This is a genomic window from Bdellovibrio sp. HCB209, assembly GCF_047306065.1.
Classification (GTDB): Bacteria; Bdellovibrionota; Bdellovibrionia; order Bdellovibrionales; family Bdellovibrionaceae; genus Bdellovibrio.
Window position 1 is genome coordinate 327,240 of record NZ_CP178618.1, and the last position, 20,931, is coordinate 348,170.

The 20,931-nt window shown below is 45.1% G+C and carries 16 protein-coding genes; 4 read left to right on the top strand and 12 right to left on the bottom strand.

Going from position 1 to position 20,931, the window contains the following annotated elements:
- Positions 1-71: 71 nt before the first annotated feature.
- Entirely contained in the window at positions 72-731 is a 660-nt protein-coding gene (locus ACLVWP_RS01700) for an O-methyltransferase (RefSeq protein ID WP_413559628.1), read from the top strand.
- 3 nt (positions 732-734) lie between these two features.
- Here the strand turns inward: ACLVWP_RS01700 and ACLVWP_RS01705 are convergent, their stop codons facing one another.
- Genes ACLVWP_RS01705 through ACLVWP_RS01720 form a run of 4 tightly spaced genes read right to left on the bottom strand, consistent with a single transcriptional unit; the run spans position 735 to position 6,670 of the window.
- Positions 735-1,529, bottom strand: coding sequence for a hypothetical protein (locus ACLVWP_RS01705; protein WP_413559630.1), 795 nt, complete (start codon positions 1,527-1,529; stop codon positions 735-737).
- Positions 1,530-1,550: 21 nt separating this feature from the next.
- The gene (locus tag ACLVWP_RS01710; RefSeq protein WP_413559632.1) at positions 1,551-4,739 is read right to left on the bottom strand and encodes a DNA polymerase III subunit alpha; all 3,189 of its coding nucleotides are present in this window, start codon (positions 4,737-4,739) and stop codon (positions 1,551-1,553) included.
- Positions 4,740-4,743: 4 nt separating this feature from the next.
- Positions 4,744-6,066 carry a hypothetical protein gene (locus tag ACLVWP_RS01715; RefSeq protein ID WP_413559634.1) on the bottom strand — a complete coding sequence of 441 codons (1,323 nt, stop codon included), beginning with the start codon at positions 6,064-6,066 and terminating at the stop codon, positions 4,744-4,746.
- Positions 6,014-6,670 carry a recA protein gene (locus tag ACLVWP_RS01720; RefSeq protein ID WP_413559636.1) on the bottom strand — a complete coding sequence of 219 codons (657 nt, stop codon included), beginning with the start codon at positions 6,668-6,670 and terminating at the stop codon, positions 6,014-6,016. Before ACLVWP_RS01720 ends, ACLVWP_RS01715 begins: the two co-directional genes overlap by 53 nt.
- A 255-nt stretch (positions 6,671-6,925) precedes the next feature.
- On the opposite strand from ACLVWP_RS01720, the gene ACLVWP_RS01725 reads away from it, so the two are divergent.
- Entirely contained in the window at positions 6,926-8,062 is a 1,137-nt protein-coding gene (locus ACLVWP_RS01725) for a hypothetical protein (protein ID WP_413559638.1), read from the top strand.
- On the opposite strand, the gene ACLVWP_RS01730 is transcribed toward ACLVWP_RS01725, so the two are convergent.
- From ACLVWP_RS01730 to ACLVWP_RS01760, 7 genes are all read right to left on the bottom strand, one after another.
- Positions 8,063-9,397 carry a hypothetical protein gene (locus ACLVWP_RS01730; RefSeq protein ID WP_413559640.1) on the bottom strand — a complete coding sequence of 445 codons (1,335 nt, stop codon included), beginning with the start codon at positions 9,395-9,397 and terminating at the stop codon, positions 8,063-8,065. It lies immediately after the preceding gene.
- Positions 9,394-11,421, bottom strand: coding sequence for a hypothetical protein (locus ACLVWP_RS01735; RefSeq protein WP_413559642.1), 2,028 nt, complete (start codon positions 11,419-11,421; stop codon positions 9,394-9,396). The genes ACLVWP_RS01730 and ACLVWP_RS01735 overlap by 4 nt, the downstream gene beginning before the upstream one ends.
- Before the next feature lie 171 nt (positions 11,422-11,592).
- Positions 11,593-12,033, bottom strand: a complete 441-nt coding sequence (locus ACLVWP_RS01740) for a hypothetical protein (protein ID WP_413559644.1) — start codon at positions 12,031-12,033, stop codon at positions 11,593-11,595.
- A gap of 45 nt (positions 12,034-12,078) precedes the next feature.
- The gene (locus ACLVWP_RS01745; RefSeq protein WP_413559645.1) at positions 12,079-13,056 is read right to left on the bottom strand and encodes a hypothetical protein; all 978 of its coding nucleotides are present in this window, start codon (positions 13,054-13,056) and stop codon (positions 12,079-12,081) included.
- Between the two features lie 53 nt (positions 13,057-13,109).
- Positions 13,110-13,889 (bottom strand): hypothetical protein, encoded by a 780-nt coding sequence (locus ACLVWP_RS01750; protein WP_413559647.1) that lies wholly within the window; start codon positions 13,887-13,889, stop codon positions 13,110-13,112.
- A 95-nt stretch (positions 13,890-13,984) separates the two neighbouring features.
- Positions 13,985-16,822 (bottom strand): pyruvate dehydrogenase, encoded by a 2,838-nt coding sequence (locus tag ACLVWP_RS01755; RefSeq protein ID WP_413559649.1) that lies wholly within the window; start codon positions 16,820-16,822, stop codon positions 13,985-13,987.
- 332 nt (positions 16,823-17,154) lie between these two features.
- Positions 17,155-18,306: a hypothetical protein gene (locus ACLVWP_RS01760; RefSeq protein ID WP_413559651.1), complete on the bottom strand. Its 1,152-nt coding sequence runs from the start codon at positions 18,304-18,306 to the stop codon at positions 17,155-17,157.
- 422 nt (positions 18,307-18,728) lie between these two features.
- Here ACLVWP_RS01760 and ACLVWP_RS01765 point away from each other — a divergent pair, with 422 nt between their 5' ends.
- The gene (locus ACLVWP_RS01765) at positions 18,729-19,043 is read left to right on the top strand and encodes a helix-turn-helix transcriptional regulator (RefSeq protein WP_413559653.1); all 315 of its coding nucleotides are present in this window, start codon (positions 18,729-18,731) and stop codon (positions 19,041-19,043) included.
- Here the strand turns inward: ACLVWP_RS01765 and ACLVWP_RS01770 are convergent.
- Positions 19,040-20,041: a TonB family protein gene (locus tag ACLVWP_RS01770; protein ID WP_413559655.1), complete on the bottom strand. Its 1,002-nt coding sequence runs from the start codon at positions 20,039-20,041 to the stop codon at positions 19,040-19,042. The two genes, ACLVWP_RS01765 and ACLVWP_RS01770, sit on opposite strands and share 4 nt — an antisense overlap.
- A 134-nt stretch (positions 20,042-20,175) precedes the next feature.
- Between ACLVWP_RS01770 and ACLVWP_RS01775 the strand changes: the two genes are divergently transcribed.
- Entirely contained in the window at positions 20,176-20,901 is a 726-nt protein-coding gene (locus ACLVWP_RS01775) for a Stp1/IreP family PP2C-type Ser/Thr phosphatase (RefSeq protein WP_413559657.1), read from the top strand.
- The last annotated feature ends 30 nt before the right edge of the window (positions 20,902-20,931 follow it).

Consider the following 20,931-nt stretch of genomic DNA (forward strand, 5'->3'; position numbering starts at 1 on the left):
ATTCCTGGTAAGAATGCCTCGCAAATTAACTTCCTGTTAACTTCTAGACGAAGTCGTGAGAGGATCGCTGCATGCGTGAATCAGTGCTTTCAAACAAAGAAGAATACCTGGGCGCTCTTTTTGATAAAGAGAACGACACTAAAAAACTTTCTCGTCAGTTCGCTGAAGAGCTAGGTCTAGCGCGAATTAGCATTTCCGCAGCAGAGGCACAGCTGGCCCATGTTCTGGTCAAGATGCATGGATGTAAGAAGTTCGTGGAGATCGGGACTCTGACTGGTTTATCAGCTCAATACTTTTTTGAAGCCTTGCCCGAGGGGGGGGAGTTGTGGACTTTGGAAAAAGACCCTGAACATGCTCGTCGTTCTGCGGAAGTATTTTCTAAGTTGGATCAATCCAAAAAGAAAATTCATTTAGTTGTCGGCGATGCTCGCGAAGAGTTAGTGAAGCTTGAAGCGCAGGGCCCTTTTGATGGTGTCTTCATTGATGGGAATAAAGCGGCTTATCTGGATTATTTGTTGTGGGCTGAAAAAAACCTCCGTAAAGGTGGTTTGGTTTTGGCTGACAATATCTTTTTAAGTGGCGCTGTATGGGGACAGGCGACGACTCAAAAGTTTTCAGAAAAACAAATCCGCATCATGAAAGAGTTCAACGAGCGTTTGGCAAATCCTGATCTTTACGAAGCTGCGATTGCTCCGACGTTTGAAGGTCTTTTTGTTGCGATCAAAAAATAGGTTTTAGCCTTTGTAGGCTTCGATTTTCATATCGATAGAATAGTCTTTGGAGGCTTCCTTCAGGGGAGCCAAATGCCAGATCCATTCTTTTAATTTTTTATAGCCAGCGAAATTCACAGGGTAGTGGCCTGTGTACATGATTTCGCCGTTCTTATCGTGATAGATAACTTCGCGGTCGGAGTAAATGAGCTTTGTGCCCGTGCAGCCACTCAAGTTTTTCAAATGAGTTTCAGCGAACTGGGTGCAAATGATGTCTTTTTCTTCCAGCTCAAGGGTGCGTTTGATTTTCTTTTCAACGGCATCGAGTGGCAACAGTGCTAGTTGTGACATTAAGTTTGCAGAGACAATTAAGTCTGCCTCAAAGTGGAAAAGCTTTTCACCCGCCAGCATTTTGGCAAGTTTGTCTAATTCCTCGAGAGTGTTGAGGCCTTGAATTTTATCCAAGGCATTCGTCAAATCCATCGTCACAAGCTTTAAGCGAGAATAGCGTTTAGCCTGTAAGTGATGTTTTAGAGGATGGATGACATCCACTAAAGTCACTTGTTCGAATGTATCCATCAAGAGGTGCAAAGGGATTTCGTGCAAATGGGCGCTACCCATCACCACAACACTTTTTCTTTGTGGTAAAGACTTGGCAGTTTCTAAGAATAGATCCTGACAGTTCTTAAGATGAGGAAGCCAGTTTTTCTTTTGACGGTGATAACGATGGCGTAGCGAAATCGACGAATATAAAAATCCGTACTTGCGCGCAATCGGTGTGGTCGGTGTTAAAAGAAACTCTAAAGATTCCAAAAGCATGGGACAAAGTTAACCGATTAATTACGACAGGGGAAGAACATTAATTGCTCTGACGTTGATGATGCTGCCCACTTTTTCCACTTGGCCTTGGATTTCCAGCAACGAACGCCCGTAAATGACCATTCGGTCTTTTTGATAGACGTCAGGGTGAATGACGATGTTCATAAAACCGAACTCGTCCTCAAGCGTGATAAAACACATGCCTTTTGCTGTCGGAGGGCGTTGGGTTATAGAAACAAGCCCCGCCACGCGAACTTTACGTTTCACAGGCAAGCGTTCAAGGTCACTAGAAGTCATGTAAGGCACAAACTTATTTTCGATCAGAGCCTGGTTCTTAGTTTTTAAATAGGAACGCAGTACTGACATAGGATGGGAGTCGACAGAAAACCCCTTAGTGTCGTATTCGCGGCGCATGCGATCCCAGTTGGATTCAAATGGAATGGTGTCGCCACTTTCTTCATCCTCATCCAAAGATCCTTGAGTCAGGATTTCTTTGGGTTGGCCCCACAGAAAACTATTTTGATCTAGGCTAAGTCCCTCGATATGCCAAATCAGATCACGTGCGCTGGTATCAAAGCATTCCATGGCTCCTGTTGCTGCAAGCTTAACTAAAACACTGCGAGGCAGTTGCGTGCGTTGAATGACGTCTTTGATGTCTTGATAGGGGCCATTAAGTTTTCTTTCATCTTCGATTTTGCGGGCTTGTTCCTCAGGAAGACCAAAAATCGAGCGCAATCCAACTCGCAGGGTGTGGGTGCCGTTGTCGTTTTCTTCTTCTAAAGTATAATCATAGTCAGAATTTTGAATACATAGAGGGGAAACCTTCACGCCATTTCTTTGGGCTTCGGCGATCAAAGTGCGAGGCGCATAGAATCCCATGGGTTGACTGTTTAAAAGACCACAGACAAAAACATCGGGGTGATTGCATTTCAAATAGCAGCTTGCATAAGTTAAAACGGCAAAACTTGCGGCATGGCTTTCTGGAAAACCGTAATTCGCAAAACCTTCGATGGTTGCATAGATTTGATCTGCGTACTCTTGAGTGATTCCATAATTCTTAAAACCCGTCAAAATGCGATCACGGATGGCTTCCATGGTGGAGCGTTTCCTCCAAGCAGAGGACATAATACGACGAAGCTCATCGGCTTCCCCTGGGGAGAACCCGGCAGCGACGATCACGATCTTCATAACTTGCTCTTGAAAGATAGGAACACCGTGCGTGCGAGCTAAAATGGGTTTTAAGTTTTCATGAGCGTAAGTAACAGGTTCCAAATTCTGGCGACGACGTAAATAAGGATGAACCATGCCACCTTGTAAGGGCCCTGGGCGCACCAAGGCCACCTCGACGACGAGATCATAAAAGTTTCGGGGCAACATACGAGGCAGAGTCTGCATCTGTGCGCGGGATTCAATTTGAAAAACACCGACGGTTTCGGCCTTACAAATCATATCGTAAGTTTTTGGATCATTCTGCGGGATGCTTGCGAGATTAAAGCTGACGCCCTTATGCTTCTTTAAAAGATCAAAGCACTTCCTTAAACAAGTCAGCATTCCCAAGCTTAAAACGTCGATCTTCATTAACTTCAAAACCGCAACGTCATCCTTATTCCACTGAATCACGTAACGACCGTTCATCGTCGCTTTTTCTACGGGGACCATCTCTGTGATCGGATCTTGAGTGATCAGGAATCCGCCCGTATGAATTCCCAAGTGGCGGGGGAATCCATGCAGTTGAGTTGCCATTTTTAAAAACAGCATCCACATTTCCTGACTTTCGACTCCGAATTTTTTATGGATGTTGGGATCTTCAATAAGTCTGCGCATTCCATCGCGGCCCATGAACTTAACCATGGCGTTGATGTTGCTTAAAGAAATACCGAATACCTTAGCTGTTTCGCGAATAGCCATGCGCGAACGAAAACGAACGACGGTGCAGACCATGGCGGCATGACGTTCATTGTATTTTTCATAGATATATTGAATCACTTCCTCGCGACGGCTGTGTTCAAAGTCGATATCGATATCTGGAGGTTCACGTCGTTCGCGAGAAATAAAACGTTCAAATAAAACATCAATGTCATTGGGATTGACGGATGTGAGTCCAATGCAGAAACAAACAATCGAGTTCGCAGCAGATCCACGGCCTTGATATAAAATTCCTTTGCGATCGGCAAAATCACAAATTTCACGTAATGTAAGAAAGTAGTCCTCGTACTCCAACTCTTTGATCATTTCGAGTTCATGTTCAATGGTCTTAAGAATCTTTGCTGAAGCGCCATTGGGGAATCTCCACTTGAGTCCCTCCTCGACTAAGAAGCGTAAATATTCTGTCGGCGTCTTACCTTGCGGAAGATTAGATCGTGGATAGCGGTAACGAATTTCATCCAACGTGAAATCCACACGTGCAGCGATTTCCACAGTCTTTTCCACAAGGTCGACCCGATCGGCCCACAGGGAGCTGATTTGCGGGAGTGATCTGAGTGAACGTTCAGCATTTTGGATCAATTTGTCCTTGGCATTTTCCAAAGTCGTGTGATGAAGAGCGCAAGTCAGAACATCGAACAATGGCTTTCTGTCTTTAGAATGCATGAACGGTCGTTGTGTGACGAACAATTGAGCGCCACATTTTTGTTCAAGTTCCAAAGCCTGACGATAGAACTCGTGAGACTCCCAAGTCAGATCTCTCCAGACGGGAATGTAAAGTCGATCACCGAAAATCTTTTCTAAACTGTCATAGCGTTTTTCATCAATGGGCGGCAAAGCTAAGCACAAGAGTCCTTGGCTGTACTTTTCAATCTGTTCTAACTTTAAGGAAGAAAATCCCTTAGCGGCTTGTCGCTTGCCTAAAGTGAGCAGTTCACACAAATGCGTGTAGCCCAGTTTGTTTTTCGGAATCAGAGTGATGGTGCTTTCATCAGTCAGAGTCAGTTCTGAGCCGATTAAATAACGAAAACCTTCCTTGGCTTTCGAAGAAGCGGTAAAGACAGAGGGAGTGTTCGCAGTCAGAAAGCCGCGAGCAACCCCATAAAGCCCATTTAAGTCGCACATCGCAATGCCATCATAGTTATTATGAATAGCGGCTTCGACCATTTCTTCGGGGGAGGAAGCTCCTCTTAAGAAAGAAAAATTACTGCGCCCCAAAAGCTCCACAAAGCCTTTGGCTGTCGGAGCAATGGAGTTTGAAGAGCGGACTTGAACGGATTTATTCATTTAATTAATCAAAGTATCCATGCAGATAATACTGGGAACTGACTTTGTCTTGGAAAATCCAAACGAGTTGTCCCTGTTGTGACATCGCAAAGAAATAATCGCGGTGTTTTAACTCCTGCGAAGAGATCTGCCACCACGAAGATTCAATGCGTTCACTGGGCATCGATGAAACAAAACGAAGTCTTTGCACTTCGCTTCCGCTTAAAGCTTGTGGCTTTTCTAAAAGTAATGAAGGGCGAGGACTTTCCTTTAAACCTTTAGAGTAGGTGTTCTTAACTTGTAAGGCACCCTCTTGGCGTTCCACCAAGTCCTCGGATTTAAAATCCTCAGGCCATTCGGTCACAAGTTGAAAACTTTGTTCTGGAAAATGGCTGGCCTCAACTTGCAAGAATCCCATTTCGCAATTGGATTGCTTGGCAAAACTGATCAAGCGTCTCCAGCGGTCTTCGGAATTATCGCGAGGCTCAAAAAAATCCAGCTGTTGGATTTTTTCAGGCACATCGTAAACCGTTACCTCAAACTCACGAATGGGATTAGTCAGTTCGGTTTTTTCCATTCTCTTATACAGAAGATCTTCAAATAAAGCCTGATCGCGGCTGGCACTGACAGGCTCAATGGAGAGTAAGTAACGTTTATCAGAGTATTCACAGTGCAGGATCACTTCCATTTTGTGCGCATATCGGGAGAGGCCATTCAGGCGCGCAAACAAAGCATCCATCACTGGTTTGATACGATTAAAAAGCAGCGGCACAGATCCTAAGGGATCATCCAGGTAGCCATACCCCACAAGAGGGTCGCGAGGCACAAGAGGTGAAATGACTTGAGAGTCTTGAGAATGCAAACGATTCCAAAGTAAAACACCGAAATCTCCCCACCGCTCGCGCAGTGAAACCAGACGGAAATTATAAACTTCTTCTAAAGTGCACACACCTAAAGTGCGTGCGAATGAAATCACATGTTCAATCAGGCTTTTTTGCGTCCAGGGCTCCAAGCCCTCAAGATCTTTTAGCGCATCAAGGCCGAGACCTGAAAGCTCACGATGTTCAGCACCACGAGGAGCCACAGTGAAAGGCTTCCATTTCGCAAGCATCTGCGCGACAGGAGCGGTGTCTGCAATCGCGGCACTGCTTTCCACGTTGAATTTATGACTGATCTCGATGGCTTTTTGTAAAACTCCATTTTCTCCTCCCAGGAGATGAGCTGTTGATTCAATGTCGATAAAAATATAATGCGGGAAGCGGAATTGAACTCGCGGACTTAAAGTCAGGAAAGCCTCAGCTGAGGAGCTTTCTTGCTGTGTCTTTAAATTGATGCACAAAGTTCGCATAAATCATACTCCCTGCGACAGTAAACGGTGTTGGACGGTGAAGAGCTCTTTGAATCGTGATGAAGTCTCTTTGGAACTGAATGATCAGACTAAAGAGTGGATTCACGAACTTGCTCACCTTGTGACAGACAAAAATCAAAGCGACCTTATGAAAGCGGCAAAGTTTTTTAAGTTTTTGCAGCTGGTGATTCTTGAAAAACATTTCTTTCAATTCACACCCGATCACTTCAAACAAAGAACTCGTCACCAGTTCTTGTAAAACCCAGAAAAGCTGATCGGCCTCTTTGGGTTCCTTGACCACGAGCAACTTTTTTAAGTTGATCTGTCTGCTGGTCAAATGGGCGGGGAGGAGCTGAGTGCCGCCATTCACCCAAGCCACCCACTTGTTATCTGCGTGGGCTTTTTGGGTCATGCTCACCCACAGAGAGGTGGCGCCGGTCCCGGGGTTTCCTTGGAAGAGGCTGAGGTCTCCTTTAGGAATTCCCTTCCATAAAAGGAAGTCATCCAAGGTGGTCACTCCCGTGGGAACTCCAGCGGGAGGTTGGAGTTGATCGGGGGAAACAAACTGAATGTCAGACAAAGCGGGAAGGGCGACGGCACTCATTGAAAGCCTCCATTTACATATTAGTTACTATGTAAATAATGTGTAAGTCAAAGGTGTAAATGAGGAACTGGACCATATCCCCAAAGGTACGTCCTTACTTGCCCAAGTAAGGACGTACCTCTCCACCTTGTATTTAGAAAGTCTCGCGATTTTAATGCTTTGCGTGTTTTTGCTGATCCAATCAGTTTAGTTTTCACTTACATGTTAAATGTGAATTTCATTGAAATATTGCAGCCGAGGCGCGATGTTTCGCGCATGAAACAAATTGCTCTCGTTTTTTTGGCCCTGTCGTTTTCATTGAACACTTATGCTGCCTGGGATTTGAATGACGTTTCTTACGTCATGCCTTTGCAACATCAAGCAGATGGAAACGTAAACACTCTTCCGATGAAGGGTTTGTTGCCAGAGAAAATCTTTGAGCGCATTTCTCCGATTGCGATGGATATGGATCCGCAAACCAATGCACGTTCCATGCGTGTGGTGGCGATGCGTATCGATCCATGTTTTCCGTACCCGACTCAAATCAGCTGCCAAAAACAATTGCGTTTGGTGTGGCAACCTCTGTTGCAATGGGAAGAAGACAACTCCATCGAAGCGATCGATGCAGCTTTGCACTCATTCTATCCACTGACAGATGCAGAATTCGATTCTTTGTTGCAAGACCTGCAAGCGTGGAAAGCTAAAACAGGTGTCGAGACTCGTGGTTTACCATTGGGCCCTCATCCAGCTTGGAATTCAGGTCGTGGAGTAGCTTCTCTAAAAGACCTTAACAGAATCATTCTAAAATACGCGAGCGAACAGAAACTCTCTCGTGTGACGGCGATGTTCTTACGTGGCGGCGGAGCGATGTGGCTCTTTGGCGCGTTTGAATTTAAGAATGGCGAGTTGATCACAATGACTTTGCCTCGCTTGGGTAAAAATACCGCGCAGTCCTTCGTGAATGTGGTGACGTCGGGTGAAACTTTCTCTGGCGGTGGTATCGCGGGTCCTCGCGCGAATGGCGAAGACACGTTGACGAATTTGGTGGCGGAGTCTCAACGAGTACGTGTAAAAAACGAAGACTTGATCCGCACTGAACTTGCAGCAGCTTATAAGATTGAAAATCCAAAACACTACAATCCAGAGAATATGGACTGCGTAAGCTGTCATGTGGCTCAAACGGCGCGTTTGTGGGTGGATCGTAAGCGCACAGACATTGCGACTCAAGATATCGCGAATCAATTCGGTTATCAGAATGCTGCTTACAATATGGCGAATGTCAGCGAAGAGCCATGGCACACACAACAGCTCCGTGCTTTAGGTTATCACAATAAGAAAATCTCAATCGCGCAACGTGCGATCAACGAATCAGCTGAAGTGGCTGATGCGATCAATCGTTATCTTGCGAAGTAATTATTGAAATACTTTTGAGCAGGAGAGGGCAGAGGGGCTTTGTGTAATAAAGCGAAGTCCTTCCAGAACTCGGTCATTGCTAGAAAGCTTTGCACCTAAGTTTGCATAGTAGTTTGCGAGTTCATTTCCCGGTGTTGCAGCGGCTTGAATATATTTACTTACAGCAGTCAATTCTGGCTGATTCATGAATTTACCATAGCCACTGTCGAATCCAATTTGCGCATTCGTAAGTATTTTCAAAGACTCTTTCGAAAGGGTCTCTGTCGCAGGCAAGTAGTAGTCATTCACCGTATTGAAATAAGGCTTACCTTGAGTAGCGGCAAAGCTCATCGCATTCTTACCGGCAACCCACACTGGTAAAGTCGCTTTCTCATAAAAGAAATTAAATACGGCTTGCGGAACAGAGCCTACAAATACGAAGTACACATTTCCAGGCTTTAGCGCAGACAGATTTGAAAACTCCTGGGGAGTAAGTAAGTGCATTTGCTTCTGATGCTTTAATTCAGTGGCATTAACAGCCTCAAAACCGGATTTCTTTCCGAAGATTTTTGAAAACGTATCCATCTCTTGAGTATTGAACGGGGAAACGACGGGAACGATCACAGCTTTTGTTTTATCTAATTTGGCAGCGGCCGCTTTAACAGCTTTACCGTAAAAGAACATACGCTGCGGAGCAAATGTCTGAGTGCCGACCCCGTAAACTGGAAAGCTAAATTGCGATTTAGCTTCAATCGCAAAGCGTTCTACAAACTGAGCCTTATCAGCAGAAAGTTCACGCATTTCAGGAAGGGATTTTAAAAGATCCTGTTCGGTTGTTGAAGTTAGATTCACCAAGGCCAGATCATTCATCGTAGGCATTGCTACAGCTTTACCATTTTCAAATAATGTTCCTGGTCCCCAACCCAATGGTTGCAGGCGGAGATACTTATCCGCCTTTGCAATTTTAGCGAACTCTTCGCCAAAGCCATCATCCGCACCAGAAATAGCAAAAGGTATTTGCGGAGCAAGCTGTCTTGCAGTCATCTCATAGTACTTGTTAAGTTCGACATAGTGAACATCTCCGGGAATACCTTCAGGGAATCCAGGATAGATTTTTTGAATTTTTCCAGCGACAGAAGATTGATAAACCACTTCAAACTCGCCCTTAAAGCCCAGATCACGCAGTCGGCGCATCACTGAAATACCCGCAGATTGATGGCCAAAACCTGGTGCTTTATCGACATACACGCGAATCATTTCTTGTTCGTGCAAAAACTCTGAAGGGCTTGCGGCAAAAGCCACAAACCCTAGCAGAAGAATCGCACTAAAAAGAATCGCGCGCAGTTTTAGCATCAATTAAAAACCTTACCGCATGAGCCCGGTTGATTTGGATATACTTTGCGAAGGCGTAACTCCATCTCAGAGAATCCGTTAAAGAAGGCCTTCTGTCCGTTGAAAGAGTAGTCTAGATAGCTTTCTGGAAGAACTTGCCCGGTTTTTCTGTACACGATATCGCGTGCATTCTTATAATAATCTTCTTTTGAAATGCGTTTGACTTCGCCGCCAGTTCCATAGAAGTAAACACCTTTTTCCAGGTAAAGAACTTCATCGGGAAAGATCAGCATGGATGCTAAAACTTCGATCTCGTGAGTAAATCCAGAAACGCTATTAGTAATAATTCTGCGCTTATCGATTCTTAATGTCGCGACTCCACCGGAGGCATTGCTATTAAGATAGTCTTTCATCGCTTTTTCGGATTTAGTGGGATCATTTTTTGGTGTGACCATTCCGTTCCCGAAGCTGTAGGCGATTTCCAAATTATAAGTTAGAGAAATAAACGGGGAGCCTTGTGGATTGGCCGCGTGATTCAACATCATCTTAGTCAACGTGTGTGGTTGATTCAAAGGTGAGATAGATTTTCTTGAGTTCACGCCATCAGTTCCGAATGTTTCAAATGTTTCTACTAAGCCTTTTAGTTTAAACAGGTGAGATCCCGATCCTGCGGTTAAACGCTTGGAGAAAAGTCCGCCACCAATAATGTTGCCCTTACTGTCCGTTACGGATTGAAGTTTTTCTTGATGATCGATTCCGCGGAAAAGAATTGGTGCACCTTCGTAATTTGGATTACGAATAGCATCGACGTATTCTTTCCAGAAAACTTTTTCTGTAGGCTCCATGATTTCCCATGGAAGCATTGTTTCCATAGCGCTTGCGACTCCCGCACGATCATTGGCTTTGACCATCTCGCTTAGAGATTTGTTTTGAACAACCTCCTCACGTGCTGCCGCGCCATCTTTGTAGGACTTCATCTGAGTGCGATAAGTTCTCTTAGCAAGTTCATTGATCGACTCAAGGTCACGTTTGTTTTTAATATCAATTTTATCTTGGAACGCTTGCAGCATCACTTCATAGGTAGATGATGAATCTAAACCTACACCTTTCAGCTTTGCGTACTCTGCAAGAGCAGCTCTCTTCGCATCTGCAGTCATGTTTTTAATTGGTAAGAACGTCGCGAAAGAAGCTTTCATGCGTTGGAATGCCTTGGTGTCATTTTCTGTAATTGTTCTTTGAGATATCGCACTGCCTGCGGCCGCGTTGGCGCGAAGCTCAGCAAGCTCCATCGGTGTCACTGGACGGATCCAAGTTCCCAGTTGGTGAGAGTAGGTGCCTGGAGCGGGCCCTATATTACTGATACCCAGAGATTTAGAAAGGTTGAAAATATGAGTCTCAAAAGCGCCGTAATTGTGATGAAAAAAACTTGTGCCTGGTTTAATCGTCTGTTGGTTACCACTAATAGTGGAAATATCGAAAACTTCTGAGAGCTTCACAAGTGCTTCCAGGAGTACAAAGGGATTTGTCTTTGCTTTTTCATGAGTGATGATCGTCATCATGACTTTATCACCAGAGCCCTCTGTCAATTGTACGGTGCTTAATTCACCACTTGGTAGGCTTTCGCGGTATTGGACATTAACGATAAAAAGTCTGCCATCCAGTTTTTTCTGAGTAACAGTTTTTCCATGCTCCGTGTGATTGCTCTGATAGGTATATTGGTGTTGATGTTTGTTTGATAACTCCACCAATTTATCTAAGGACATTAGGGGGTTGCTAAGAATTGAGTTTTCAATTTTTTTATACTCCGCAAAGGCCTTATTTCCATGTGCAAAGGACTGCATCGCCCAATGAGCCATGTTGTGCTTCATTTGAGCTAGTTCATGTGGGTCTTGTGTGTAGTAGACAGCTGGGTCATGAGAGTTTCCTGCTGGTGCATGGTGGTCCGCCGCAGCCGCATGGCTGTATTCTCCATCACCCGCAAATGCCGGGCTTGAACTGATAACCGCTAGGATAACGATCTTAGATAGGAATGCGTAACGAAGTCTCATGGATACACCTCTTCAGCATCATAGAGAGCAAGAGATATACCTCGTGGAATCTCATATAAGTGAATTGGTGTGTGAAGGATTAGACGAAGGACAATTTAGGCTCGACGTCTCAGAGTGAGACAAGAGAAAAAGGTACGTCCTTACCTGGGAGGTAAGGACGTACCTGATAAATTACGATGGATGATGTCCTGGAGGAGTAAGTTCCTCGTTGTAAAGAGGATCCACATATCTGATTCCGTGGCCACCATTCAGAATCATCAATTCTGCGACGGTGTACTTTTCCTCTTCGTTTTTGGTGGCGACAGACAGAAGTAAATGTCCTTGGCGCAGCTCTTGATCGGCTTCTTCGACTAAGTCCCACTCACCAGTGCCTAGGAATTTCTGAACCCAGCGTCCCCAGGCTTCTTTGAGTGTGTGGCGTGAGCCATCAGCATCCACGGCATCGACGCCGTAGTCGCCTTCATAGACATGCAGATCACCTTCAAGCCATCCTTCGCGTATGATGGCTTGAGCTGCATTTGTTGCTTGTTCATGGTTGTTGAAAAAACCCAACGTTCTGTGACTTGGGTATTTCAGATAATCAGGGTGAGGTAACTGTTCGATTTGCACCATTTTGAACCTCCTTATCCAAAACTTTGAAATCTACTTATTTTAACCTTATTCGAACATTCCATCCATAGTGATGTTTTGAGCATTACGCTCAGTCATTCTCAGGGATTTGTAGTATGACTTTTGACACTGGCCACGTAGCAAACCGTCCATACCACCGATCATCGCCGTGTAAACTTCCTCAACCGTTAGTACAGCTGTTGAAGTGATCACGCCAGATTTTGGAGCGACGGAACGAAGTTTGTTCATGAAGTTGTCGCGAGAGTTGCAAGACATCATTCCGATAACATCTGCTTGTCTGCTTGGGTTGCTCAAAGACTGAAGCATTTTGTTGAAACCAGGGCGGTACTTTTTGTAGTAGCCAGCGTAGTTCACTTTGTTTGTACCAGGAATCAACTTTGGCGGAGCAAAGTCAGGACCGCCACCATTGCGTGAGTGACCGAAATAGAAAGCCGCATCTGCATCTTGCAAAGCGCGATCATAGAAAGTTTGCATGAAAGCTGTACGTTGCTCTTGAGTTGCAGAGTTGATGTTGTTTTCAAGGAACTCAGAAGCTGAAGCGAATTGCATTTCGATGCGTGCGCGTACTTGGCGACCGTGAACAGTTACGTTTTTAACGAACACATACGGGTTGCCGGAGGTTTCTTGTTTAAAGCGGCACAGTTGCAAGTTGCCACGGCATTTGCCTGTGATCAGTTCACGAAGAGCATAGTAAGCGCCGATGTCGATAGAAGGACTGTAGCCGTAGTTACGAGAACCACTGCGAACAACACTTCCAGTTGTCCAATCAAGGTAACCCATCGCTACACGGATATCGATCAAGCCATCATTAAGGATACGACCATAACGTTGTTCACACATCGCACGTTGATCGGAAGGAAGATTTGCTAGCTTGTCGTTCGGAAGATTTGCGAGATTTACTGCGTAGCTTTCACCGTAAGAATCGAATGAGCCTTGGTACAAGTAACCGCGTGCTTCGGCCGCGAAAGGCATAAGTAACAAACAAATAATAAAGATGTGCTTCATTGAAGTTCCCCTCTGCAAATAAAGTCTAAGAGGGGACTATCACAAAGCGCCAATTAAATGGATTTAATAATTGGTGTGGCCACACGCTTCAAAAAAGCGTCGACACTAGGCGCATACTCACTGCGAAAATCACGCAGTCCGGTAAGATGCTCAGACTCTGGTAGATTCAATTTGGTCCAATTTAAATTGTGATGCGGTTCGAAAACTTCGTCGATGTGCGACGGAGGAATGAGTTTATCTTTCCATCCACGAATTGACAAAATCGGAAACTGATCAGGAAACTTTGCGAGTTGTTCGTGCAAATCTTTGTGAAAGTGCAAAGACCAGAACACGCCGAGTGCCGCAGTGGCTGGGACTCTTAGGCCGCCGAAGAGAAATGGAAACTTGTAGTTGCGCATAAGTTTCCAAACAGACGGCAGAAATCTTGCTGTTGGTCCACTGTCGCAAATTAAGGCAACAGTGTCTTGGCAGTGACGTTTCGCCATTGCTTCAATTGCTGAAGCTGACGGATTCGAGAAACTGTAAACTATTTTGTTGCCGGGAATCTCATTTAGAAGTTTTTCGATCTGTGCAGCGTAAACATGTTTCACGCCGACGGCGCCATCAGCAGTGATTGGAAGTTGCTTGATGATATCTTTGGCAGTGCCTTGCAGTTGGAATGCAAAAGCATCAAAGCCAAATTCATTCACCATCTTGATATGACGAAGGAGCTCGCGCTTCGTGCCCTCATAGAAGTGCACGAAGAAGATCAACTCATTGTAGCGTTTGTTCTTTGAGAGATAGAACTCTCCCTCAAAGGGGAATTCTGATTTTGCGAGCTCTGTGTAGTCCATGAGCCAAGCTTCGCTGAAAATTCTATGGATGTCGATGGAATAAAAAAAGGGCTCCCTCATCAGGAGCCCTTTTAAGTTTTTAATCAATTCAGTTCTTAGTGTTTATGAACTGGATTTTTTGAAGGCCAAAGATCTGTCCAGTGAGCTGTACGACCTTCTGCTTGGTGAGTCTCACCCAAAGCATTTTCAGAAACGATCACTTTTTCAAGCGCAGTCTCTGCCAATACTTTACCGCACGCTTCTACAACCGCTTCAGCGTCGATGTGGTGGTAAGCATAGATCTCTGAAGGGCGACCGCACTTAGAGTGCTTAACAACGCCCAAAGCTTCCTGACGAACACCGATAATTGAACCGATGTTATCAAGCATACCGATCTCACCATCCGCTACAGATACGACTGGAACACGTTTACCAGCAACAGTGATCAAATCACCAGTGGATACGTCTTCTGATCTTCTTAGGAACAAGTTCGAGTTAATACCCAATCCTGATTTCAAGTATTCGTAGTCGTTTTCACGACCCAAGATACCGCAAAGTAGATCTTGAGAAGTTACCGCGATAACGTTCGCGTAGATACCGCGAGCAAGCAAAGCTTCAGAAGCTTTGATACCTTCAGTAACCATTGTGCCCAAAGCGAAGATGTTCACAACGTTGTCACCTGGCTCGTAACCAGCGTAACCACGGTAGTCGATCAAGTAGTAAGCGCCTTGCAATACGTCTTCACGAAGAGTTTGCAAGATTGAAGCGTCATCCATAGCTGCCACTTCTTCTTCATTGATACCACCAGCAACTGGGAATTCAGCGCGAGCCAATTGACCTTCAAGACCTGATTTGAAGCGAGCTTGAGTTTTCAAGTACTTCAAAAGATCTTTCTGTTCCACACCGCGAGTTACTAGGCGAAGCAATGTACCTGTACGGCCTGCATTGTCGTTCATAACGTGACGTTTGATTGTGTCACACATGATCCAGTCAAGTTCGATACAAGAGAACGGCTCCCAAGTGATTTGGTTCGGGATTTGGATGTCAGACTTCCAACCGTGCTGAGCGCCTTCTGGAGAAAGAGAAACACCTGATGGAGTACCAACGCAGATGAATGAAGATTTCCAGTAAAGGTTGTAGAAGTATTGATCCAATGCACGTTTGATGAAGAAATCGTACACAGTCATCAATGGGATGATAGGTACGCCTACGATGTCGCGCATTTTACCAAATGCACCCACGCAAGACATAACGTTACCTTCAGCGATTTCAAAACGAAGGAAGCGATCTGATTCTTCTTCGCCAGGAACCAAGTCAGGAAGTTTGTGGTCTTTAACGCCCAAGTCAGTTTCGTGGTCGACAACAACTGGAGCACCGAAGATTTTACCGTCCATCGCAGGATTCAAGTTTGTTGAAGTACCAACGTCAGGAGCCATAGAGATGAACAACTCGCCCGGAAGTTTGAATGGTTTTTCATTCGCAGTCAGGGCTTTTTGATTTTCTTTCAACTGAGATTCATCAAGCGGCGTATTTGAAATACGAGTCAATTTGGCAGTCAACTGACCAAGCATCCACTGTGTATGAGGGTAGCTTGTCATTTTCGTGTTGATGTCCAAAGCTTGAGGGATTTCGCCGAACTCAGTTAGCTTTTTCAAGAAGTAATCTTGGTTCTTAGCTTTCAAAGCGTATTGCGCTTTCATCTCGCCAAAGATTTTTTCAGAGCGAGCCGCCAAGAATTTACCAGCAGCAGAGTTAGCATCCAAACGTTGATACAAAGTATCGCCAGTGATGCCTTGACCTGCTTTAAGCGCATTCACTTCTTCTTCTTGCGGAAGAGAGCTGTGATTGCCTGGTTGAGCTGCAGCTTTCAAGCCCCAGCCTTTAAGTGTATGAGCGATGATGATTGTTGGACGACGAGTAGAAAGCTTAGATTGCTCCATTGCTTCTGCAAGGGCGATCATATCGTGACCACCGAAATCGCGAAGTGCATCGTAAAGCTCTTCATCAGAAACGCTGTCCAAGAATTTCTTCATGTCAGGGTGTTCTTTAGCGATACCTTTTTTCAAAGCTTTCATGTCTTGAACAAGAAGCAATGATTGAAGTTCGTAGTCTTCCAATTTTTTCTCTAGGAAGTTTTTGAAAGTGTCGCCGTCTTTTTTAGCGAACAAAGCTTTACGTTTAGAGCCGTGACGTACTTGGATAACTTCCCAGCCGTTCGCAGCCATTGTGCGCTCAACACGGTCAGCATCTGTACCATTCATGATTTCTTTGTTCGTGATACGGTGACCATCAAGTGATTGACGGTTGTAATCCAAGATCCAAGTCAAAGAACCGATTTCACGTTCAGCGAAGTCAGGAACAGCTTCATACATTGAACCTTCACGGAATTCAGAGTCACCGCAAACAGCCCAGAAGTGTGCATCTGGAACTTCATAACCGTGCTCACGAGCGTAACGGTAAGCAAGTGCCATGTAACCAGCTTCAACAGGTGGAATACCAACTGTACCTGATGGGAAGAAGTTGTGGTGATCTGGATCGTAAGCAGAGTGGTAAGATTGGAATACGAATTCAGAACCATCAGTGAACTTACGAAGACCATTCATTGCTTGGTCTGCTTGTTCTTGAGTTAGTTTAGAAAGATCGCCTTTAACCAAAAGATCCAAAAGATAGTTGTAAGAGTGATCTACTGGAGAAGCGTGCGGTTTGTTCGCGATGTGGTCGAAACCAGTTTTTGCGATCAAGTGCAAAGCACCCATGATGTGAAGAGAGCTTGCGCAAGCCGCTGGGTGACCACCGATTTTTGGGTCGCCTTTTTCTTTGTCAGAGCGATGATTGGCTTGCCAGATCATTTGAGTTGAAAGGTAAAGTGCACGGCGTGCGATCACGTCCAAAACTTCAGGGCTTGCGCCTTTCAAGTTTTCTGACTTCGCAGTCTTGTTTTTAGAGTCTGCCACGATGGTTCTCCTTGAGTATTTACTTAATCAATTTAACGGAGCGAAACTAGCATCCTCGAGAGGGGGAGACAAGGTTTAAGGCCTTGAAAAAGGGGTCTTTTTCACTCCTAGTGACGCATATGGAAATATGCTCCGTAAGCCCCAAGTTTACACCCTGAAAACTCATGGATCACGCTTGGGTCTCACATCGGTTCGACATTGGACCTAATACGAGGTTTTTACTCGGTAGTTCAGGCTCTTAGGAGGGGGTATTTAAGGTCCCTTAGTGTAAAAAGGGACCTTGTTGAAAGCTAATTGCGGTTTTTTCACCACAGAAACGGGGCGTCGCTGGGTTAATGATTTGTTTGTGCCTGTTGAATGCGCTCTTGTGACCAGTTCAAAGTTTGCAAAACGATCTCGCGAACTTTCACCCAGTCTGTCAGATCCGCAGGAATCGCGATTCCTTGAAGGTCAAAGCTCATGTATTCGTAAGACTTAAATTCTGTCGTGAAGACCACGCGAATGGCGCCCGTTTTTGGATCGTACTTGGAGGAGTAGGGGATCGCTCCATGCATGATGCGAGTTTTGATTTTCGTGAGCATCTCCTGGGCCTCAGTGGTGAAGCGCTGGAGATTCTGCGTTTTATCTTTGATGATGACCTCGCGATATTTTTTTATCGAATCCAAGGCTTCTGGTGAAAGCCCTTGAGAAATTAAATCTAAATCCCGTTGTGCGGTGGATGCGGCATCAGTCAGCAAGTGATAGTCGTGCAGATGTGTTTCGATTTCATCGACGCGGAAGTAGTTTCCGTAGTTTACGGATCTGCGGCCTTCCGAATTCATTAATTCCAGGCGGGCCAAGCTCATTTTTCCTGCGCGAACTTTATCGTGTTCGACAGAGTGAAGCTGCTCGTGTTGCAGAGTCGATGTGATACCTAAAAGATTGAGTTTAAATACGTGGGGGCCAACAAAGATTTTCTCGTCGAGGAAATGGCCGAAATATTTGTAATTATAAAGGTACAACGGATCAAGGATCACTGGCACCGACGTTTCAGCCAAAGATTTCGCAGTTCCATCTCCCTGAGGATTTCCACGCAAGTGATAGCGAGAGTAAGTGATGGCTTGGTTTTTAATTTTTAAAGACGTAGGAATTTTTGCGTAAGCGATGCCCGCTGTTTTGAAGTAAGCTTCGTTCATTGCTTCGATCTTCTTGATCTCTTGCGAAAGGTCTTTAGGCGCAGCAGTGCCTTCGCTTTTTAGCGATTTCACCAGCTTTTCTGTTTCGTCACTCAGACTATCCAAAAGCGAATAGCTCGAGCCGCACAGGAATCTGCCGCAATTTTGGCTCGCCTCTGCCGACTTATTCGACAATAGGATCGCGCCTATAAGGATTAAAGCCTTAAAGACCATATTCATGATTTTTAGTGGAGCAAGCCAGATGCCAGAAGGTGTCTCAGGCTGAGACGCTAGTTCGGGGTACGAATGGGACTCTTTGTTAGAACTCACTATAGCTGCTGCTGTCGGGGGTGTTTTTATTGCAAACCGCCTTATCAATTCAGGATTGTTGTGGATGTATATAAAACAATACGGTATATAAAAATATACCGTCAGGTTGGCGGTAGTGGTGTGGAAAGTTATACTTACGGAAAAGGCTGATGCTGAGCTTAGGCATATGCTTGAAACCAATAAGCTGAACAAGGGCGATATAACAGTTTTGTACGATTGGGTTGACCAAATGACAGAGTACGGACCGGAATATATTGCGCGAAGCAGGGATTGGCATGATCACGCTCTGCATGGAAATTGGCTCGGTTATAGATCTTCTGCCTTCAGTAAGTCGGGACGAATAATCTATAGAATTTTTAACCATAGAGTCATCGTAGAGATTCATCGAGTTACTGAGAATCACAATTATAGGAAGTAGTACTATGAGAGAAATGAGAGAGGTTTTGAATGAACTTATGGGTGAGGATCTTACCGCCGCATTGGTTTTGCGTGGCGCTCGCATTCGCGCAAACCTATCGCAAGATGAATTAGCTGAGGTGTCAGGTATCCAGCGCTCAAATATTAGTGCACTCGAAAATGGCAGAATCGAAATGACACTTAAATATGCAGGTATATTTGGTGCGGCTTTAAATATTCATCCGGCAGAGCTACTGTTTCCTAATGGAAATGTGCGGAAAACAACTGAAATGAAAGCCGTAGAAAAACGACTCAAGGCGCTTAATAAAAAGCGCGCTTAAGATTCAAGAACGAAGTCCCAACGGATTTTTACTGTGCCGTCGCCTTCAACGATACCTTTCGGTGGATTTGGGAATGGAGCTGCGGCACGGAAGGCCTCGATAGCTGCATCATCCAAATCGCGAACGCCGGAATCACTGACAACCTTTACACCCATCAGAGTGCCTTGGTTATTTAGAACAACAATCAAGCGAGTGATACGATCTTGTCCTGTTGATGCAGGGGAGCGACCTTCCTTAAACATCTTAGATAACTTTTCACGCACGCGACCTTCCCAGTGTTGGTTCAGCTGACGGCGGATGCGGTTATAATAAGACGCATATTTAAATTCACGAGTGTTCAGCATTGTCTCAAGACCTTGCTCAACATCTTTGATCGCATTGTTATCACGGCTAACTTCCGAGCCTTCTTGTGTAATCAGCTCGTCGTTACCTCGACCAAGGCCTTGGCCTTCTTCGCTAGCAGCTTTTTTGCGATCAGCAACTTTCTGTCTTTCCAAAGCTTCTGCTGGATCGAAACCTTTAAACAAATCACGAGCAATAGCCTCGCGCTGTTCAGGCGTCGCCTTTGTAGCTACTTCAGACTTAGGAGCCTTAACTTTTCCATCACCCTTAGCTCCCATTTTTTGTGGTCCAGCTTTTTTGATGTTTTGGAAAGCGCCGACTTCCTTAGCAACAGTCTGCTTAGTAACGGTTTGATTTTTCTCGCTGACAAAACGCGTGTCCACAGGTGCCGTCTCATTGATTGAGTCGTTTTGTTCAACAATTTGGTTTTTCAAAACAGCGCCCTTAGCAGGAGCAGGAACTTTTTTAGTTTCTTCCGGCTTTTGTTCGGCCACGAGCTTCTGCATTTCCTCTGGAGTGATCAGGTCAATGCTGACGCTCTCATTCTTTGGAAATTTTAATTGCAGTGCTTCGACCATATACAAACCGCCGAACACCAAAACGTGGACGGCTACTGAAAGGAGCACATACTTTTTGAAAGACGGTGACTTCTTCATAGGACCTCACCCCTTCCTATCGGTATTATGACACCTGAGGATGAGGTGTAGGTGAGCCAGATTTGTGATAATTCGACAGAGGTCTAGGGCCGGACTTTGACGTACGAAGGCCTTTAGGTGAGAATGTAACTTCTATGAAATTTGACTGCTGGTATTTAACAGATAAAGGCCTCAGACGTGAATCAAATCAAGACTCATGCCTCGTCAACAAAGAGTTGGGTCTCTTTGTTGTGGCGGATGGTATGGGTGGGCACTCTGGCGGCGAAGTCGCTTCCAGCATGGCTGTCGAGACAGTTGAAGAAATCATGCTTCAACCAAGTGCGAGCACTCGATCTCCGCGTGAATTGATTCAACTTTCTTACGAAGAATCTTCTCGTCGCATTTTCGATAAAGCGGCGAATGAAAGACCAGAGCTTTCTGGGATGGGAACCACGATGGTGATGGCGTTTTTACGCGGCAATCATCTGTACGTGGGAAATGTTGGCGACTCTCGTTGCTACATGTACAAAAAACCTCAGCTTTGGCAAATCACTGAAGACCACTCTTTGATCAATGAACAACTTCGTGCGGGTGTGATGAGTGAAGAACAGGTTCGCCAATTTGTGGGTCGAAATGTGATCACACGCAGCGTTGGTTATGAGAGAGAAACTTATCCTGATATTATCGAGCGTGAAGTAGCTCCAGGAGAAATGTTTTTGCTTTGCTCAGACGGCCTTTCTGGTCTAGTTGATGACGCAAAAATTTGCGACATCATCAATAAAAATAAACCTGACAAAGTAGTTAAAGCTTGTGTAGAACAAGCACTGGCTAATGGTGGTGACGATAACGTCACTGTTATGTTGATTCATTTTTACGAGTAATCGGTTAGTGGACAGGGGAATTTTTGGATA

Excerpts from the sequence above, each read along its gene's own strand:
- ACLVWP_RS01745 (WP_413559645.1), bottom strand. The coding sequence starts at position 13,056 with ATGAAGCACATCTTTATTATTTGTTTGTTACTTATGCCTTTCGCGGCC.
- ACLVWP_RS01725 (WP_413559638.1), top strand. The coding sequence starts at position 6,926 with ATGAAACAAATTGCTCTCGTTTTTTTGGCCCTGTCGTTTTCATTGAAC.
- ACLVWP_RS01775 (WP_413559657.1), top strand. The coding sequence starts at position 20,176 with ATGAAATTTGACTGCTGGTATTTAACAGATAAAGGCCTCAGACGTGAA.
- ACLVWP_RS01765 (WP_413559653.1), top strand. The coding sequence starts at position 18,729 with ATGAGAGAAATGAGAGAGGTTTTGAATGAACTTATGGGTGAGGATCTT.
- ACLVWP_RS01770 (WP_413559655.1), bottom strand. The coding sequence starts at position 20,041 with ATGAAGAAGTCACCGTCTTTCAAAAAGTATGTGCTCCTTTCAGTAGCC.
- ACLVWP_RS01715 (WP_413559634.1), bottom strand. The coding sequence starts at position 6,066 with ATGCGAACTTTGTGCATCAATTTAAAGACACAGCAAGAAAGCTCCTCA.
- ACLVWP_RS01740 (WP_413559644.1), bottom strand. The coding sequence starts at position 12,033 with ATGGTGCAAATCGAACAGTTACCTCACCCTGATTATCTGAAATACCCA.
- ACLVWP_RS01735 (WP_413559642.1), bottom strand. The coding sequence starts at position 11,421 with ATGAGACTTCGTTACGCATTCCTATCTAAGATCGTTATCCTAGCGGTT.
- ACLVWP_RS01750 (WP_413559647.1), bottom strand. The coding sequence starts at position 13,889 with ATGGACTACACAGAGCTCGCAAAATCAGAATTCCCCTTTGAGGGAGAG.
- ACLVWP_RS01705 (WP_413559630.1), bottom strand. The coding sequence starts at position 1,529 with ATGCTTTTGGAATCTTTAGAGTTTCTTTTAACACCGACCACACCGATT.
- ACLVWP_RS01710 (WP_413559632.1), bottom strand. The coding sequence starts at position 4,739 with ATGAATAAATCCGTTCAAGTCCGCTCTTCAAACTCCATTGCTCCGACA.
- ACLVWP_RS01700 (WP_413559628.1), top strand. The coding sequence starts at position 72 with ATGCGTGAATCAGTGCTTTCAAACAAAGAAGAATACCTGGGCGCTCTT.
- ACLVWP_RS01720 (WP_413559636.1), bottom strand. The coding sequence starts at position 6,670 with ATGAGTGCCGTCGCCCTTCCCGCTTTGTCTGACATTCAGTTTGTTTCC.